This window comes from Mesorhizobium sp. J18 (assembly GCF_007829525.1).
Classification (GTDB): Bacteria; Pseudomonadota; Alphaproteobacteria; order Rhizobiales; family Rhizobiaceae; genus VLJP01.
Window position 1 is genome coordinate 1 of sequence record NZ_VLJP01000053.1, and the last position, 16,647, is coordinate 16,647.

Annotated in this window: 14 protein-coding genes and 2 pseudogenes; 5 read left to right on the plus strand and 11 right to left on the minus strand. The window is 61.6% G+C overall.

Annotation, left to right across the window (positions count from 1 at the left end; genetic code table 11):
* Together L598_RS21645 and L598_RS16805 are read right to left on the minus strand one after the other, a co-directional pair.
* Window positions 1-208: pseudogene (locus L598_RS21645) on the minus strand (hypothetical protein); the annotation flags it as partial.
* Between the two features lie 232 nt (window positions 209-440).
* Window positions 441-1,061, minus strand: coding sequence for an LLM class flavin-dependent oxidoreductase (locus L598_RS16805; protein WP_144862132.1), 621 nt, complete (start codon window positions 1,059-1,061; stop codon window positions 441-443).
* On the opposite strand from L598_RS16805, the pseudogene istA reads away from it, so the two are divergent.
* Window positions 960-2,327: pseudogene (istA, locus tag L598_RS16810) on the plus strand (IS21 family transposase); the annotation flags it as partial. The gene L598_RS16805 and the pseudogene istA sit on opposite strands and share 102 nt — an antisense overlap.
* Entirely contained in the window at window positions 2,324-3,088 is a 765-nt protein-coding gene (istB, locus tag L598_RS16815) for an IS21-like element helper ATPase IstB (protein WP_028035775.1), read from the plus strand. The pseudogene istA and the gene istB, both read left to right, overlap by 4 nt.
* A 631-nt stretch (window positions 3,089-3,719) precedes the next feature.
* Here istB and ccoS read toward each other — a convergent pair.
* From ccoS to ccoN, 8 genes are all read right to left on the minus strand, one after another.
* Window positions 3,720-3,887 (minus strand): cbb3-type cytochrome oxidase assembly protein CcoS, encoded by a 168-nt coding sequence (gene ccoS / locus L598_RS16820; protein ID WP_144864395.1) that lies wholly within the window; start codon window positions 3,885-3,887, stop codon window positions 3,720-3,722.
* Window positions 3,884-6,130, minus strand: coding sequence for a cation-translocating P-type ATPase (locus tag L598_RS16825; RefSeq protein WP_144864397.1), 2,247 nt, complete (start codon window positions 6,128-6,130; stop codon window positions 3,884-3,886). Before L598_RS16825 ends, ccoS begins: the two co-directional genes overlap by 4 nt.
* Window positions 6,127-6,606: a FixH family protein gene (locus L598_RS16830; protein WP_144864399.1), complete on the minus strand. Its 480-nt coding sequence runs from the start codon at window positions 6,604-6,606 to the stop codon at window positions 6,127-6,129. The genes L598_RS16825 and L598_RS16830 overlap by 4 nt, the downstream gene beginning before the upstream one ends.
* 5 nt (window positions 6,607-6,611) lie before the next feature.
* The gene (ccoG, locus tag L598_RS16835) at window positions 6,612-8,168 is read right to left on the minus strand and encodes a cytochrome c oxidase accessory protein CcoG (protein WP_144864401.1); all 1,557 of its coding nucleotides are present in this window, start codon (window positions 8,166-8,168) and stop codon (window positions 6,612-6,614) included.
* Between the two features lie 153 nt (window positions 8,169-8,321).
* Window positions 8,322-9,176, minus strand: coding sequence for a cytochrome-c oxidase, cbb3-type subunit III (ccoP, locus tag L598_RS16840; protein ID WP_144864404.1), 855 nt, complete (start codon window positions 9,174-9,176; stop codon window positions 8,322-8,324).
* Window position 9,177: 1 nt separating this feature from the next.
* Window positions 9,178-9,330 (minus strand): cbb3-type cytochrome c oxidase subunit 3, encoded by a 153-nt coding sequence (locus L598_RS16845; RefSeq protein ID WP_144864407.1) that lies wholly within the window; start codon window positions 9,328-9,330, stop codon window positions 9,178-9,180.
* 9 nt (window positions 9,331-9,339) lie between these two features.
* Window positions 9,340-10,071 carry a cytochrome-c oxidase, cbb3-type subunit II gene (ccoO, locus tag L598_RS16850; protein WP_144864409.1) on the minus strand — a complete coding sequence of 244 codons (732 nt, stop codon included), beginning with the start codon at window positions 10,069-10,071 and terminating at the stop codon, window positions 9,340-9,342.
* 12 nt (window positions 10,072-10,083) lie between these two features.
* Window positions 10,084-11,706, minus strand: a complete 1,623-nt coding sequence (gene ccoN / locus L598_RS16855; RefSeq protein ID WP_144864411.1) for a cytochrome-c oxidase, cbb3-type subunit I — start codon at window positions 11,704-11,706, stop codon at window positions 10,084-10,086.
* Between the two features lie 222 nt (window positions 11,707-11,928).
* On the opposite strand from ccoN, the gene L598_RS16860 reads away from it, so the two are divergent.
* Window positions 11,929-12,369 carry a hemerythrin domain-containing protein gene (locus L598_RS16860; protein WP_246658803.1) on the plus strand — a complete coding sequence of 147 codons (441 nt, stop codon included), beginning with the start codon at window positions 11,929-11,931 and terminating at the stop codon, window positions 12,367-12,369.
* Between the two features lie 21 nt (window positions 12,370-12,390).
* On the opposite strand, the gene L598_RS16865 is transcribed toward L598_RS16860, so the two are convergent.
* Entirely contained in the window at window positions 12,391-13,113 is a 723-nt protein-coding gene (locus tag L598_RS16865; RefSeq protein ID WP_348642772.1) for a Crp/Fnr family transcriptional regulator, read from the minus strand.
* Between the two features lie 144 nt (window positions 13,114-13,257).
* Between L598_RS16865 and hemN the strand changes: the two genes are divergently transcribed.
* Complete coding sequence (gene hemN, locus L598_RS16870) at window positions 13,258-14,604, plus strand: oxygen-independent coproporphyrinogen III oxidase (RefSeq protein ID WP_144864415.1); 1,347 nt, start codon at window positions 13,258-13,260, stop codon at window positions 14,602-14,604.
* A gap of 437 nt (window positions 14,605-15,041) precedes the next feature.
* Complete coding sequence (locus tag L598_RS16875) at window positions 15,042-16,415, plus strand: alpha/beta fold hydrolase (RefSeq protein WP_144864417.1); 1,374 nt, start codon at window positions 15,042-15,044, stop codon at window positions 16,413-16,415.
* Window positions 16,416-16,647: the final 232 nt, after the last annotated feature.

Sequence of the window (16,647 nt, forward strand, 5' to 3'; positions counted from 1 at the left end):
GCGGATTGCCCCCCACAGGCGCCTGCGGATCATTGAGGATCATCTCCGCCGAGGTGTCACCAGCAGCCTGAACCCGTGTCGCCAATCCCGCGGCGCCAAGCACGGCCAGCCCCGCAAGAACGGCTCGCCSCCCAATCATGAAAGACGGCACAGAACTTTCTGCCACGGTCGGCGAGTGGTGGGACTTGATATCACGCAGGTCAAACATCGTGAGGCTCCTGATCATCCAGTTTGCTCCTGCGGACCTTGCCGAACTTAAGACAGGCTTAAGGCTGAGCTTGCCGCTTTGACGCAGCGATAGATTTCACAGCATCGCGATATCGACCATCTCTGGGATGAACGGGTCTATGTCGCAGGCAAGCCCGGATGATATTTGCAGGTTGTATTTGCTGCGCGGCCGCAGGGTGATGTCCGTCCATCGGGGCGGACGGACATCTGGCTCATTCGCTGATGTTCTGCGGCAGACCGTAGGCGTCGGCGATGAGCTCTGTCGAACGATGGATTGCGGCCGGGGAATGCCCAAGATTAAGGATCATCATTTCGTCAGCGTTTATGTGCTTCTGCCTTGCGTTGAGTTTCTCGACGACCTGCTCGGCTGTTCCGACCATGGTCTTGGCGTCCCACATTTCGATGATCTGCTGCTCCCGGTCGGTGTAGGGATAGGATTCAGCCTCTTCGGGCGTCGGCACGACGAAGGATTTGCCCTGCGACATGCGCATCATCGCATGCGAATAGGCCCAGGACTGACGCTGCGCCTCACCTTCGTCATCGGCGGCCATCACGCCGGAACTGACGATGACATAAGGCTGGTCGAGCACGGCCGAGGGCCTGAATTTGGCACGATAAAGCGCAACCGCGGCTTCGAGGTTTTCGTCGGCCAGATGCGCCGCGAAGGCGAGCGGAAAGCCAAGATGCGCGGCAAGCTGGGCCGAATAGCCTGAAGAGCCCAGGAGCCAGACCGGCGGACGGCCGAAGTCAGGCGGCCGAAGCTTGATCCCTTTATCCCGATCATCGAGGGCTGGCTTGAGGCGGATCGCTCCATGCCGCGGAAGCAGCGGCACACGGCGAAGCGGGTGTTCGACCGGCTTCGTGACGAGTGCGGGTTCACCGGCGGCTACACGATCATCAAGGATTACATCCGGGAGCGAGAACGGCGGGGCCAGGAAGTGTTCGTGCCGCTGGCGCATCCCCCGGGCCATGCGCAGGCCGACTTCGGCGAGGCGATGGTCAAGATTGGCGGTGTCGAGCAGAAGGCCCACTTCTTTGTTTTGGATCTGCCGCACAGCGACGCCTGTTACGTCCGCGCCTATCCGGCGGCTGTGGCCGAGGCTTGGGTGGACGGCCACATCCACGCCTTTGCCTTCTTTGGGGCAGTGCCGCAGTCGATCGTCTATGACAATGACCGGTGCCTGGTGGCGAAGATCCTGCCCGATGGCACCCGCAAGCGGGCCGTCCTGTTCAGCGGCTTCCTGTCGCATTACCTGATCCGGGACCACTACGGCCGTCCTGGCAAAGGCAATGACAAGGGGAATGTCGAGGGCTTGGTGGGCTATTGCCGCCGCAACTTCATGGTGCCGCTTCCCGAGTTCACGAGCTGGGAGGCATTCAACCTTTGGCTGGAGGAGCAATGCCGCAAGCGCCAGCACGATGTCCTGCGCGGTGAGAGCGAGACGATCGGCGAGCGGTTGCAACGTGATCTGGTTGCCATGCGCCCCCTCCCGGTCGCGCCTTTCGACGCCTGTGACCAGGACAGTGGCCGCGTCTCGTCCCAGTGTCTGGTGCGCTACAAGACCAACGACTACTCGGTGCCGGTTGCCTTCGGCCATCAGGATGTCTGGATCCGGGCCTATGTCCACGAGGTGGTGATCGGCTGCCGGGGCGAGGTCATTGCCCGCCATCCCCGCTGCTGGGATCGCGAGGAGATCGTCTTCAACCCGATCCACTACCTGCCGCTGCTGGAGCAGAAGATCAACGCACTCGATCAGGCCGCACCATTGCAAGGCTGGGAGCTTCCCGAGGAGTTCGCAACGTTGCGCCGGCTAATGGAAGCTCGCATGAACCGACATGGCCGACGCGAATACGTCCAGGTCCTGCGGTTGCTCGAGACCTTTGATCTGGCTGATCTGCATGCCGCGGTGAAGCAGGCGCTTCAGATGGGCGCAATCGGCTTCGACGCCGTGAAGCACCTGCTGCTTTGCCGTGTTGAACACCGTCCGCCCCGGCTGGACCTGGACTGTTATCCCTATCTACCCAAGGCAACAGTCGAGAAAACCAGGCCCGGCTCCTATATGCGGTTGTTGTCGGGCGATGCGGAGGACGCGGCATGAGCGATGGTCCGGAAATCCTGCTCGCCCATCACCTCAAGGCGCTGAAGCTGCCCACGTTCCTGCGGGAACATCAGAAGCTGGCCCGGCAATGTGCGGCCGAAGGCATGGATCATGTCCGATACCTCGCCCGGCTTGTTGAACTGGAGTTGATCGACCGGGAGCGGAGGATGGTCGAGCGCCGCATCAAGGCCGCCAAATTCCCCACGGTCAAAAGCCTCGACAGCTTCGACTTCAGCGCCATCCCGAAGCTCAACAAGATGCAGGTGCTGGAACTGGCCCGCTGCGAATGGATCGAGCGGCGCGAGAACGTCATTGCCCTTGGCCCAAGCGGCACGGGCAAGACGCACATTGCCCTTGGCCTCGGGCTGGCGGCTTGTCAGAAGGGCATGTCGGTCAGCTTCACCACCGCCGCAGCCCTGGTCAACGAACTGATGGAGGCCCGCGACGAACGTCGCCTGCTTCGCTTTCAGAAGCAGATGGCTGCCGTCAAGTTGCTGATCGTCGACGAACTGGGCTTTGTGCCGCTGTCCAAGACCGGCGCCGAGTTGCTGTTCGAGCTGATCTCGCACCGCTACGAGCGCGGCTCGACCCTGATCACCAGCAATCTGCCCTTCGATGAATGGACCGAGACCTTCGGCTCCGAGCGCCTCACCGGCGCACTGCTCGACCGGCTGACCCACCACGTCAGCATCCTCGAGATGAACGGCGAGAGCTATCGCCTCGCCAACAGCACTGCCCGAAAGCGGCAACAAAAGTCCTGAGATCAGATCGCTCGTTTTGGCCCAAAGAGGCCAATGCGCCATGGCACGCGCCAGCTATTGGTAAGCGCGCGCGCCATGGCGCAGGCCACTGCCACCTGGCCTGGTTTTGCGCCGCCGCGTGGCCGGATTTTGCACCGCCGTTGACAGCCTTCTTCATCTTTCTTGGCTCGCCCCAGTCAAAGGAGGGCTCAAACCGACTTGAGGCGAAGATCGACTTCATATTGAAGCGGGTCGATCCCGATGGCGGCGACGGTGTGATCCGCGATATTGATAGGTCGTACTCACGCGGGCATACGGATACGACTGCCTAGCCCGCATATCTCTGTGATCAAACCGAAAAAAGTGATGCGGAGCCGCCGCAACCTTTCCTCTCCTCCGCGGTTTGAAGGTCTCTGCAACAAACGGCGGCAATAAGTCAAAAAAATGCGGCAGGAACAGGCGTCGGATGGTGGAACGGGGGCGAGGGAACGTGAACGGTGCGCGCTCCTTGTGGAGGCTCAGGCAGCCCATTTCGAGCAGAAGAAGCTCTTTCCGCTCGCCCGCATATTGCGATCCGTTGCGGCTGAAATTCGCGAGCCGATGACTCCCTCACGTAAGGCGAGCTAGCGTTCCGTCCGGTCGCGGGGATTTCTCACCGAATTGCGGGCTTGTCGCCCGTTTCCTCTCCATCCAGAAGGATCCGCTGGGCGGCGCCGTCAAGGTCCTCGTACTGGCCGCTGCGCAGCGCCCACAGAAAGGCGATCAGACTGATGCCCCCGAGGAAAAGCGCTACAGGGATGAGATAGGCGAGAACGCTCATGCCCTTAGCGGCTCCGTTGCTGGCTTGGTCGCCTTTGGCGCAACCCTCTTTTCGGTAATGCCCATTCGCATGAGGCGCAGGGCGTTGCTGATGACAAGGATGGATGATCCGGACATGGCGATCGCTGCGACAAGCGGCGTGACATAGCCGAGAATGGCGATGGGGACGGCGATGAGATTATAGATGATTGCAATGCCGAGATTCTGCCGGATCAGTTGGCCGGCGCGCAGCGCGACGTCCATGGCAGTGGTAACAGCCGAAAGGTTCCCATGCAGGAATACGAAGTCGGCAGCGTTGCGCCCAATATCGGCGGCGCTGGCAGGCGCCAGGGAAACATGGGCTGCGCCCAGCGCAGGGGCGTCGTTCAACCCGTCGCCCACCATCATGACCTTATGGCCATTCCCCGAAAGTTCCTCGATGCGGGAAACCTTGTCTGCCGGCAGAAGATTGGAGCGCCAGTGATCGAAGCCAAGCTCTTCGGCAACTTGGCGGCAGGCCGGTTCGGCGTCCCCGGAAAGCATTTCCACCCGGCGAAGGCGCTTCTTCAGAGTATCGATCGTGCTGCGGGCGCCCGGGCGGATTTCATCGGCGAAGGTGAAGCGGGCTACAATGTCACCGTTGCGGGTCAGCACAGTGCCGTTTTCTTCGGAGGCACTTGCGGCCCAGCTTGCGCGGCCTAATCGCCAGACAATGCCACCCGTCCTTGCTTCCATGCCGAAGCCCGGCAATTCGGATACGTCGTCGAATGTCGCGGACGTCGAGCGCCTCGCCTGCTGCGCGATCGCCTGCGAAAGCGGATGCCGTGAATGGGAGGCAAGGGCTTGCGCCACGTCCAGAAGGCGCGGGGGGATCTCATGCATGTTGGTCAGCCGAGGCTGGCCGAGCGTAAGCGTTCCGGTCTTGTCGAAGACTGCCGAGTCCGCCTCCGCCAGACGTTCCAGGGCGGAACCGTCCTTGACCATGATTCCGTTCTCGAACAGGCGGCGTGCTGCCACCACCTGCACCATGGGCACTGCCAGGCCGAGTGCGCAGGGGCACGTAATGATGAGCACGGCAATGGCTATGGTGATTGCCTGATGCCAGTCCGCGCCAGTCAGCATCCATCCGATGAACGCAACGAGGGCAGTCAGATGCACCACCGGCGCATACATGGCCGACACCCGGTCGGCAATGCGGCGGTAGCGGGCCCTTCCTCCCTCAGTGGCTTCCATGAGCCGGATCATCTCGGCCAGGAAGGACGATGAGGCAGCCCGTACAGCTTCCAAGGTGAGAGGGCCGGTGAGGTTCAGTGCGCCAGCGTGAACTTCCGCGCCCGCGGCGACGGGCTGGGGCGCGCTTTCGCCATTGACCAATGAGCAGTCGATATCCGATGCGCCATGCACGACCCGCGCATCGACCGGAATGCGTTCGCCCGCACCCACAAGCAGCTTGGTGCCGGGCTGGACTTCCCCGATGGGGCGATAGTCGCGTGTGCCGTCGTCGAACAGCACCAGTGCGCCACGCGGGGCCATCCGCGCCAGGTTGGCAACGGCGGCGCGTGCCTTGTTGCGCATGACGTGGTCCAGCGTGCGACCTATCAGGAGGAAGAAGAGCAGAGTGACCGAAGCGTCGAAATAGGCGTGGGCGCCCGAGTGCCAGGTGTCGTAGATGCTCAGTGCGTAGGCCATGGTGATGCCGATTGCGATCGGCACGTCCATATTCATGCGCCCGTGGCGCAGGGCGTTCCAGGCCGAGCGATAATAGATGATGCCGGCCACCGCCAAGGCGGGGAGGGCAAGCAGCGCCGAAACCCAGTGGAACAGGTCACGCGTGGCCCCTTCCGCGCCGGACCATACCGAGACGGAAAGGAGCATGATGTTTCCTGCGGCAAAGCCAGAGACGGCGACGGCTCGCAATAATTCGGAAAGCACCGGGTCCTTTCCGTCCTGCGCATCGTCGAAAAGGTGGGGCGGATAGCCGAGGCTGCTCAAGGTGGAAACAATGGGCGGCAATGCATCGCCCCGCCAGCGCACGCTGACTCGTTTGCTGGAAAGGTTCACTCGTGCCCGCTCGACCGTATCGAGTCTGGCCAGTGCACTTTCGACTGTATGGATACAGGCCGCGCAGTGGACATTCGGCACGGAAAGCTCCACTTGCCGCGTCCCGTCGCCCATGTCGCGAGCGGCAAAGGCAACTTCCTCGTCAGAGGGTGGCGCCTGCAACCCAAGAGCCAGATCTTCGCTTCCGGGCGCGCAGCAACTCATTCAAACGCCCCATTTTTCACCACGATACGATGGGTTTCCCTCCACGGCAACTGACGGCCGGCATCCGCCTCGATCTCGACGATCCATACGCCGTCCGCGAGCGCAAACGGAGCAGTGAGCGCGCCGTCCGCATCAGGGGCAAGGGCAAACGTCGTGTCCTGGGCATCGCTGACCGGCCGACGGAACGTAGCCGAACCCGTCTTCAGCTTGACCGGCCTGCCATCCCTGTCGGCGATGGCGAAGCGGAGTGTCCCGTCGCCCCCCTCGAGTCCGGTATGCCAACCCAGCGCCATCTGCTCGCGATATTCGCGCGCCTTTCGGTTGAATTCCAACCCCGCGACATAGGAATTGCGCACGACGAACCCGGTCCAGCTCCTGTTTGCGTACACCGCCATCGTGACGTTCACGGCGATGATGACAGCGAAGAACGCCGCAATGATCATAAGGAAGTGACGACCGGTGAATTGCTCGCTCATCGTGATCACTCCGGGCTTTCGAAATTGGTCACATATTCGGCGGAGTCGAGGGATGACTTGTCGACGACGTGGAACACCAGCCGTTGGGCCTTGCCCGGTGTGCGGTTCTTCTCCCGGGGCTGGCGCACGTAGATCTTGAGCGAGCGAGTCCTGTCCGGCTCCAGAGTAACGGTGATCTGCTTGCTTTCGCTGTCCTCCATGCCGACCGCGCTCATGGTCGCGCCGGGAAGCCCCCCAAGGCGAACTGTCACGGTACGTGGCTCAGGGATCTTATTGAGCAGCTTGACCGTATAGCCGTTACGGATCGAGCCATCCGAAAGCACGACATATTGCGGATTACGGTCGTGCAGGACATTCAATTCCAGCCTGTCGCGGGAAACCAGCCCGTACACCAGAAGCAGACCAATCAGCGCCCAGCTGCCGAAATAGATGAAGGTGCGCGGCCGCAACAGCTTGCGGGGATGGAACCGGGCGACAGTGTCCGAAATGCGCCCTGAAGCATCCCGCACCAGCGAAGGTTTGATCGCATGGGTGCCGTTACCTGTGGCGAGCGCCATATTGGCATTGTAATCGGCCAGCGTGGCGTAAGAGATCAGGCCGCGGTCCCGACCGAGCCTGTCCATGACATCGTTGCACGCGTCGATGCATAGTGCACAGGTGATGCATTCCAGTTGCTGGCCGTCACGAATGTCTATGCCCATGGGGCAAACGACCACGCAAGCATTGCAGTCCACGCAATCACCGGTCTCGATACCCAGTGCCGCCGCCTTCTTGGTCCCGCGCGAACGCGGTTCACCACGCCAGTCGTTATAGGTGACGGTCAGAGAGTGCTCATCCAGCATCGCCGCCTGGATACGCGGCCAGGGGCACATATAGGTGCAGACCTGCTCCCGCATCAGGCCCCCGAACACATAGGTGGTGGCTGTCAAAATGGCGACGGTGGTATAGGCGACCGGCGCGGCCTGGCCGGTCACGAAATCCCTCAGCAAGGTCGGGGCATCCGCGAAGTAGAATATCCAGGCGCCGCCGGTCGCGACTGCGACAGCCAGCCAGATGGCGTGCTTGAGCGTACGCAGTGCAATCTTGCGCGCCGTCCATGGCCCTTGGTCGAGGCGGATGCGCGCGTTGCGATCTCCTTCAATCGCGCGTTCGACCGCAAGGAAGAGATCGACCCACACAGTCTGCGGACAGGTGTAGCCACACCAGGCGCGGCCGATCGTGGACGTGAGCAGGAACAGGCCCAGGCCCGCCATCACGAGCAGCCCCGCGACGAGAAAGAACTCCTGCGGCCAAATCTCGATGAAAAAAAAGTAGAAGCGTCGGTTGGCCAGATCGATCAAGACAGCCTGGTCCGGGGCAAAAGGACCCCGGTCCCAACGTATCCAGGGCGTCAGGTAGTAGATGCCCAGGGTAACCGCCATGACCAGCCATTTGAAATTGCGGTAAGGGCCTTTGGCACGCTTCGGGAAGATTTTCCTGCGGGCGGAATAGAGGGGCTTGCGCAACCGGGCAGAGTTCACCGCCTCTGCATCGTGACGTTCAAACGCGACCGTGCCGGTCATCCTCTTCTCCTAACCGCGATTGTCACGAGGAGGGCTATGCCCCCTGTGAACCGGCCGCGGTTTGATCCAAGTCAAAACAGGGGTGCGGCACAGTGACCGGCTGTGCGCCGCAGCCCCGCCCGGCCCCTGGTGGAGCCGGGCGGGAAGGCGGAATCACTCCCCTCCGCCGAGCGAATGGACGTAAACCGTAAGTTCCTTCACCGCCGTTTCGCCAAGGCGAGCCTCCCAGGCCGGCATCACGCCGTGACGGGGCCGGCGTATCTGCGCCGCGATCTCGGCGGGCTCCGACCCGTAGAGCCAGATGGCGTCCGTAAGATCCGGCGCACCCAACTCTGGATTGCCCTTGCCGGCGTCGCCATGGCAGGCCGCGCAGTTTTGGGCGAAGATTTCGGCCCCGGCATCCGCAACGTCGCCGCCGGAAGACAGCGCCAACACGTGCTTCACTACGGCGTCGATCTCATCGCGGCTCAATATGTCAGCAAATGCCGGCATTTCGGAGACCCGCGTCTCGTCATCGCCTGCAAAGCGGATGCCATGGGCGATCGTCGCGCGGATATCCTCTGGCGAGCCGCCCCACAGCCATTCATCGTCGTTGAGGTTCGGATAGCCGGGCGATCCGGCCGCGCCTGAACCATGGCACTGCACGCAATTGACCTTGAATGCGGCGGCGCCGGCCGAGATGGCAAACTGGCGCAGCGTGTCGTCGGCCAGTATTTCTTCGACCGAGGCCTTTTCGATTGCCGCGATATAATCGCTCTTGGCCGCTTCGGCAGATACGAGCTCGGCTTGAAGATCGGCGCGGCTGGACCAGTTGAGTATGCCCGTCGTAGCCGACGTGACCAACGGCCAGGCCGGATAGGCTATCGTATAGACGAGCGCCCAGAAAATAGTGGCGTAGAACGTCCACAGCCACCAGCGCGGCATGGGGTTGTCAAGTTCCTTGATGCCATCCCATTCATGGCCGGTCGTGGCGACGCCACTGATCTCATCAATTTCCTTCTGGCTCATGTCAATCGTCCTTGAGCGGGATGCGGGCTGCTTCGTCGGCCTGTTCACGGCTGCCGGGGCGGAAGGCGAAGATCACGACACCGCAAAAGAAGAGCGTCATGAACAGGAGACCCCAGGAGTCGGCGAACTGGCGCAGATAGGTGTAGGTTTCCATGCCTTCCTCCTAGCGCAAGTTCTGCGGGGCGTCGTAGGTCGAGAAATCGACCAGCGTGCCTAGCATCTGAAGATAGGCGACAAGCGCATCCATTTCGGTCAGACGATTTGGATTGCCGTCGAAATCTCCGAGTTGGGCCTTCGGATAGCGGGCCTCCACGCCGGACGTGTCGGCGTTGGGATCAGCCTGGGCCTTGATGTCGGCCACGGCATTTTCGACCATTTCCTCGGTATACGGCACCCCAACGCGCTGGTTGGCGACGAGATGTGTCTGGAAATTGCGGATGTCGAGGTCCTTGTCCTTGAGGAAGGCGTAGCTCGGCATCACCGATTCCGGCACCACCGAGCGTGGCTCGATGAGGTGTTGGACATGCCACTCGTTGGAGTACCGGCCTCCGACCCGTGCGAGGTCAGGCCCTGTGCGCTTCGAACCCCATTGGAATGGGTGATCGTACATCGATTCCGCGGCCAGGCTGTAATGGCCGTAGCGTTCCACCTCATCGCGGAAGGGTCGGATCATCTGCGAGTGGCAGACGTAGCAACCCTCGCGGACATAGATGTTTCGTCCCGCCAGCTCCAGCGGCGAATAGGGCCGCATCCCTTCCACCTTCTCGATGGTATTCTCGAGATAGAACAGCGGCGTGATCTCGACGATGCCGCCGATGCTGACCACGAACAGCGAGCCAACCAGCAGAAGCGTGGCGTTCTTTTCTATGATGCGGTGCTTGTCAAGAAGTGCCATTCAGTCAAACTCCTATTCGGCGGGCACGGCGACGGGGCGGGGAGCGACGGACCTGCCTCCGATCGGCTCCTCTTCGCGCTGATGGCCGAGGATGGTCATGGTGAGATTGAAGGCCATGATGATCGCGCCGGCGAGATAGAGTGCGCCGCCCAGGGCACGTGCCAGGTAGTAGGGGAACATGGCCTGCACGGTTTCGGCGAAGGAATAGACCAGGAAGCCCTGCTCGTCGTATTCGCGCCACATCAGGCCCTGCATTATGCCGGACACCCACATGACAGCCGCGTAGACGACGATGCCGATCATCGCCAGCCAGAAGTGCCACGCTACCATGCGTTCCGAGTAGAGCCGCGCGCGGCCCCAGAGCCTCGGCACCATGAAGTAGAGTGCGGCAAAGCTGATCAGGCCATTCCAGCCCAAAGCGCCCGAGTGAACGTGGCCGATGGTCCAGTCGGTGTAGTGCGAGAGCGAATTCACCGCCTTGATCGACATCATCGGGCCTTCAAAAGTGGCCATGCCGTAGAAGGCAACTGCGGCCACCATCATGCGGATGACGGGATCGGTACGGATCTTGTCCCAGGCCCCGGAAAGCGTCATCAGGCCGTTGATCATGCCGCCCCAGGAGGGCATCCACAGCATGATTGAGAACACCATGCCCAGTGTCTGCGCCCAGTCGGGCAGGGCGGTGTAGTGCAGGTGATGCGGACCGGCCCAGATATAGAGGAAGATCAGGGCCCAGAAGTGGATGATCGACAGGCGGTAGGAATAGACGGGGCGATCCGCCTGCTTTGGCACGAAGTAGTACATCATGCCGAGGAAGCCCGCAGTCAGGAAGAAACCAACCGCGTTGTGGCCGTACCACCACTGCGTCAGCGCGTCCTGCACGCCGGCAAAGAGCGAATAGGAATGCGATCCCACCAAGGAAGCCGGCACCGCCAGATTGTTGACGATGTGCAGCATTGCAATGGTGATGATGAAGGCGAGATAGAACCAGTTGGCTACGTAGATGTGCGGTTCCTTGCGCTTCAGTATCGTCCCGAGGAACACGACCAGATACGCAACCCAGACGATCGTCAGCCAGATATCGACGTACCATTCCGGCTCGGCATATTCGCGGCTCTGGGTGATGCCGAGCAAATAGCCGGTCGCCGCCATCACGATGAAGAGCTGGTAACCCCAGAACACGAACCACGCCAGGTCGCCGCCGAAGAGGCGGGCCCGGGACGTACGCTGGACGACATAGAATGAGGTTGCGATCAGCGCATTGCCGCCAAAGGCGAAGATAACCGCCGAGGTATGCAGCGGTCTTGTGCGTCCGAAATTGAACCAGGGCTCGATGTTCAGGTCGGGAAACGCAAGTTGCAGCGCCACCAGCACCCCGACCGAGAGGCCGATCACGCCCCAGAATACGGTTGCAATGGCGCCGTAGCGGATCGGTCCGTCCATGTAGGCGTCAGGATCCGGCGCCGGCGCGGGAGCGAACCGGGCGCGGCGCAGCAGAACGAAAGTCGCGCCCACAAGCACAAAGAATAGCACCCACATATGCTGGGCAAAGGGCTGGTCTGCCGCGAATCCTGCACCCATCAGGGCGAGGAACGCGAAGAGGCTCAGGCCGACGATATATGGTCCGTTGGTCATCCAAAATCCCCGTTCCTTGACCGCCGGCGACTTGGGGCCGCCCGTCGGTGTCCGCGCCTGATTGAGAGGTTCTTGCGAGCCGCGCCTTGATCCATGTCAAAGCATGGGAACCTCGCGGCATCCAATGTGCGCTCCGTTCGAACGGGTCACGGGATATGAAATGTGGAGGTTAGGACCCTGACAGGAGGCGGAAAAGTGCAGCCACGTTGTTACGAAACCACCGTGACTATCGTAGAGGCGGCACACGCTGAAATGCTGCGGCTGTGCAGTCTTCTCGAGGAGGTTGCCGACTCGCTGCCGGCCAACATCGATTCGCGCAGGTGCCTCATGCTCGCAGAGGAACTGGAGCCGTTGGTTCGAGGCGTGCATCGGTTCGAGGAGGAGGTTCTGTTCCCAGCCTATGCGCGGATATTGGACGCCCAGGAGAGGGGGCACGATTCGCTCGACAGGCTTCTGGCCGAACACGCAGAGGATGAATGCTTCGCCGGCGAAGTTGCCGAAGCGTTGATGCTGCTTGGACGCCAGGGCACGGTGGACAATCCGGAGGCGATGGGATTCATGCTGCGCGCCTTTTTCGAGGGGCAGCGACGCCATATCGCCTTCGAGCGCGAGCACGTATTGCCTGAAGTCGCGCGCTTCGATGTGCGGGGACCGGTCCAGTAGGTCGAAACGCCGTGCTGCGTCCTAATTGCCTGCGCGCGCTTCCAGCCTGGCAAGGCTCGGTACCACCACGTTACGATTGTTTTCGATGCTGATGACCTTGTCGGCGCGCAGCCGCGTAAGCTGGCGGCTTACGGTCTCAATGGTCAGGCCAAGGAAATCGGCAATGTCCGCGCGCGTCAGCGGCAGTTCGAAGTTGGCGGAGTCACGGTCCGGATCCGCGCTCGGGTCTATATTGCGCGCGATCATGAGCAGGAAGGAAGCGATCTTTTCGCCGGCCGTCTTCCGTCCCAGGGTAACGATCCACTCCCGGGCCTGATCAAGCTCATCGAGCGCCTGTCGATAGAGGCGGCGCTCCAGCTCGGGCGAAGCCTGCATCAGCCGTTCAAGTGCAGCCTTGGGAAAGGTGCATAGCGATACGTCGGTCGCAGCCTCGGCGCTGAGTGCGCTTTCAGATTTGAAGGGGCGGCCGAGAAAATCGGGTGCGAATTGCAGACTGACGATCTGCTGGCGCCCATCGGACAGGGTTTTGGCGAGCTTTACTACACCAGACAGCACGACGGCATAGGTATTGATTCGCTCGGCGTCGCCAAGCAGCTCGGTTCCGCTTTCGGCGTGCTGCTTGTGCGAAGTCTTGGCCAGCGCGACGAGCTGCTCCTGGTCCAGCGCGCCGCAGATCCCCTTGTGACGTGCATCGCAGGACACGCACAGTCTGGGGGTTCCGTCGGTATGAACGTCCTTACGCAAAGTCTGCCACCTTTCTGGCGCCCCGATAACATTTCGTCGCTATCGATGCTCCGTGGCAGTTTGTCGTCGCGCTTGAACTTTGATCTGGGTCAACGCGGAGGGCGGCGATCCAGGCCAGAAATCGCGCGCGAATAAGGAGGCATCATGTCAGCCGAAGCCGCGTTCAGGTTTGCGGACACCGCGCCGCGTTACACGAGCTACCCGACCGCTCCGCATTTCCACGACGGGGTCAACGATGCGACGGTACGCCGCTGGATGGCGGCGGTGAAGGATGGCGAGGTCGTCTCCCTCTACATCCATGTGCCCTTCTGTGATCGGCTTTGCTGGTTCTGCGCCTGTCATACCCACCATACGTTGCGCTATGAGCCTGTGGCGGCCTTTCTGGAAGCCCTCTTTCGCGAGATTGCGCTGACGGCGGCCTTGCTGCCGCCTTCGGTGCAGGTTGGCGCGGTGCATCTGGGCGGGGGATCTCCGACGCTTCTCACGCCTGACGATCTTCACCGCCTGATGGGAATGCTGCGCGAGACCTTCCGCTTTACACCGGATGCCGCGATCAGCATCGAAATCGACCCGACCGACATGGACGAAGCGCGCCTTACGGCAATCGCTGACACCGGATTCAACCGTGCCAGCCTCGGGGTGCAGGATTTCCAGATGAAGGTGCAGAAGGCGATCAACCGCGAACAAAGCTTCGAGGATACGCGCGCCGTGGTAGAGGGGCTGCGGGCGCGTGGCGTTCGCGCCATCAACCTCGACCTTGTCTATGGCCTGCCTCACCAGACGGTGGAATCCATAGCCGAGACGGTTGCGATGTCGCTATCCCTGCGACCCGACCGCTTGGCACTTTTCGGCTATGCCCATGTGCCGTGGTTCAAGAAGCATCAGAAGCTGATAGACGAAGCAGTGTTGCCGGACCGGGAAGGACGAATGGCGCAGTCTGCACGGGCCGCCGCCCTTATCCGCGCCGCGGGTTATGAGGCGATCGGGCTCGACCATTTCGCGCTGCCTGGAGACAGCCTGGCACTGGCGGCGGCGCGTGGTGCCTTGCGACGGAATTTCCAGGGCTACACCGACGATCCCTTCGAGACACTCATCGGCCTTGGGCCGTCCTCGATCAGCAGATTCAACGAAGGCTATTCGCAGAATACCACCGCCATGGGAGTTTACAGGCGGGCGGTCGAAGCGGGCAGGCTGCCGGTCTCGCGCGGCTTCGAGCTCTCTGACGAGGATAGGGTGCGCGCCTGGGTTATCGAGCGGCTGATGTGCGATTTCGGCTTTTCCGCCAACGAGATTTCAGGACGCTTCGGCGAGGCTGCGCAAAAGGTTCTGGCGGAGGCGTCAGATATTCAAACCCGGTTGCCGGACGTATTTTCCAAGGAAGGGAACAACTTTGTCGTGCGCCCTGAAGTGCGTCCGCAAATCCGTTCGGTTGCCGCAGCCTTCGACAGCTACCTTGGACGCGGTACGGCTCGTCATTCCATTGCGGTTTGAGCCTGCCCACAGGCCGTTCGACAGCTCAATCGGGTTTGGTATTCGTTCGGTCGCCGGCCCTAGCAAGCTTGCGCCGAACCTCCTCCAGGGCCATCGACAGCAATGCGTCGACCTCCTCCAAATCCTTCCGAGCGTCGCACGAGGAAATGTAGCGTCTGAGTTCTTCGAGGGTTGAGCGCACATGTTTCATGATAAGGACCTTAAAACCTTGGTGCGAAACAGATAGTGGCCGCTCCTGTTCCCGAACATGAAAGTGTTGATCGTCTATTACAAACATGGTCACTGAAAGCTACCTGGCCTTTAGCGGCAGCAGCAACGATCGGCCCTGTCAGCCGCTCAGGGAAGGCGTAATTCGCCCTGGTCGGCATGGTGGCAGGGTGACGCAAACTTGCTGGACCATGATATAATGCCTCCATTGCCCGGAGGCGGCGAAAGCATTGAGGCTACCCACGACCCGATATGCGAAGAGTGGCGATTGCCGGATCGCCTACCAGGTCGTTGGGCAGGGCCCGTTCGACCTTGTCTTCGTTCACGGCTTCATCTCGAACGTCGAAGTGCAGTGGGAAGACCCTGGTTTCAGTCATTTCGCCAATCGCCTGGCTTCCTTCTCCTGCCTCATCGTCTTCGACAAACGCGGCTCCGGTCTGAGTGACCGGGGTGACCCGGGTCAACTGCCGGACCTTGAGACGCGGATGGACGACGTTCGCGCGGTGATGGATGCGTCGGGTAGCGCCAGGGCAGCGCTCTTCGGGTGCTTCGAGGGAGCTCCACTGTCCATTCTGTTTGCTGCAACCTACCCCGAAAGAACGCGCGCGCTGGTGCTTTATGGCGGCTACGCGCAATTCAACCAATGGGTGATGGGCGAGGAGGATCTGGCCGCATTTGTCGAAACCGCGGAAGCCTCATGGGGCGACGGATCGACATTGGAGCGTTTTGCGCCCAGTCGCGTCAACGATCAGCGGTTCCGCGATTGGTGGGCGCGCCTTGAGCGGCATGGCGCAAGTCCGAGCGCCGCCATGGCCCTGATCCGGATGATCGCCCAGATCGACGTTCGAGCAGTGCTTCCCAGCATTCGCGTTCCCACCCTGATTCTGCACAGGGCAGACGATGTCCGTGTCAATCCGGACGCCGGCCGCTATCTTGCCGAGCACATCCCGGGAGCAACTTTTGTCGGCTTGGCAGGGCAAGATCACCTGGCCTGGAGCGGCGATGTCGACGCGGTCGCTGACGCTACGGAGGAATTTCTGACCGGCATGCGGCCGGTGAGCCAGCACAACCGCTTCCTCGCAACAATGGTGGTAGCCAGGTTTGCACCTCAACCCGCCGGTCAGGGCGTGGGCGAGGAATGGCCTCAACATCTGGATATTCTGGTCCGCACGCTCCTGGCGCGCTACGGCGGGCATGTATCGCAGGCCAATGGTCCCGAGGTCACGGCAAGGTTTGATGGGCCCGCGCGGGCCGTACGCTATGCCATCGATTTTGTCCGCGAAACCTCGTTGCTGGGATTGACGGCAAGCTGCGGCGTGCATCTCGGGGAAATCGAAATCCATGGCGAGGCCTTCTTCGGAGATGAACTGCAGACAGCACGTGATATTGCGACGCGCGCCAAACCCGGCGAGATACTGGTCAGCGGCTTCGTGTCGGACTTGGCGCCGGGTTCAGGCCTGCATTTCATCGAGCGCGGTGTTCTGCCTCATCCGGGTGGCCCTCCGCTGCGGCTTTACAGCGTTTCCCCGGAGCAGCACCTGGAGCCTCAGGAAAAACATGCGGCCGGCCCGCCAATAGAGATGAGAACGGCGGTGAGAAACTAGTCCACGGAAGCGGCGGCATGGAGCTGCTGCGGGCGGCGTAAAAGTCGTCCACCCTTTCCCTTTCTGCGACAGCAGGGAGGGCGCGAGGATTTTCAGCGTGGAACTATATCTCAGGGTTCGCCAGGCCTGCGCGGGGGGGCATGAGCCAGCGTCAGGCGGCGAAGGCCTTCAACATCTCCCGTGATACGGTTGCGAAGATGATGACGTTCTCGGTGCCGCCGGGCTACCGGCG

What these genes read in the sequence shown, in the direction of transcription:
- ccoO (WP_144864409.1), bottom strand. Translation starts at nt 10,071, where the DNA reads ATGGCACTTCTTGACAAGCACCGCATCATAGAAAAGAACGCCACGCTT.
- ccoN (WP_144864411.1), bottom strand. Translation starts at nt 11,706, where the DNA reads ATGACCAACGGACCATATATCGTCGGCCTGAGCCTCTTCGCGTTCCTC.
- L598_RS16825 (WP_144864397.1), bottom strand. Translation starts at nt 6,130, where the DNA reads ATGAGTTGCTGCGCGCCCGGAAGCGAAGATCTGGCTCTTGGGTTGCAG.
- hemN (WP_144864415.1), top strand. Translation starts at nt 13,258, where the DNA reads ATGTCAGCCGAAGCCGCGTTCAGGTTTGCGGACACCGCGCCGCGTTAC.
- ccoS (WP_144864395.1), bottom strand. Translation starts at nt 3,887, where the DNA reads ATGAGCGTTCTCGCCTATCTCATCCCTGTAGCGCTTTTCCTCGGGGGC.
- istB (WP_028035775.1), top strand. Translation starts at nt 2,324, where the DNA reads ATGAGCGATGGTCCGGAAATCCTGCTCGCCCATCACCTCAAGGCGCTG.
- L598_RS16845 (WP_144864407.1), bottom strand. Translation starts at nt 9,330, where the DNA reads ATGGAAACCTACACCTATCTGCGCCAGTTCGCCGACTCCTGGGGTCTC.
- ccoG (WP_144864401.1), bottom strand. Translation starts at nt 8,168, where the DNA reads ATGACCGGCACGGTCGCGTTTGAACGTCACGATGCAGAGGCGGTGAAC.
- ccoP (WP_144864404.1), bottom strand. Translation starts at nt 9,176, where the DNA reads ATGAGCCAGAAGGAAATTGATGAGATCAGTGGCGTCGCCACGACCGGC.
- L598_RS16830 (WP_144864399.1), bottom strand. Translation starts at nt 6,606, where the DNA reads ATGAGCGAGCAATTCACCGGTCGTCACTTCCTTATGATCATTGCGGCG.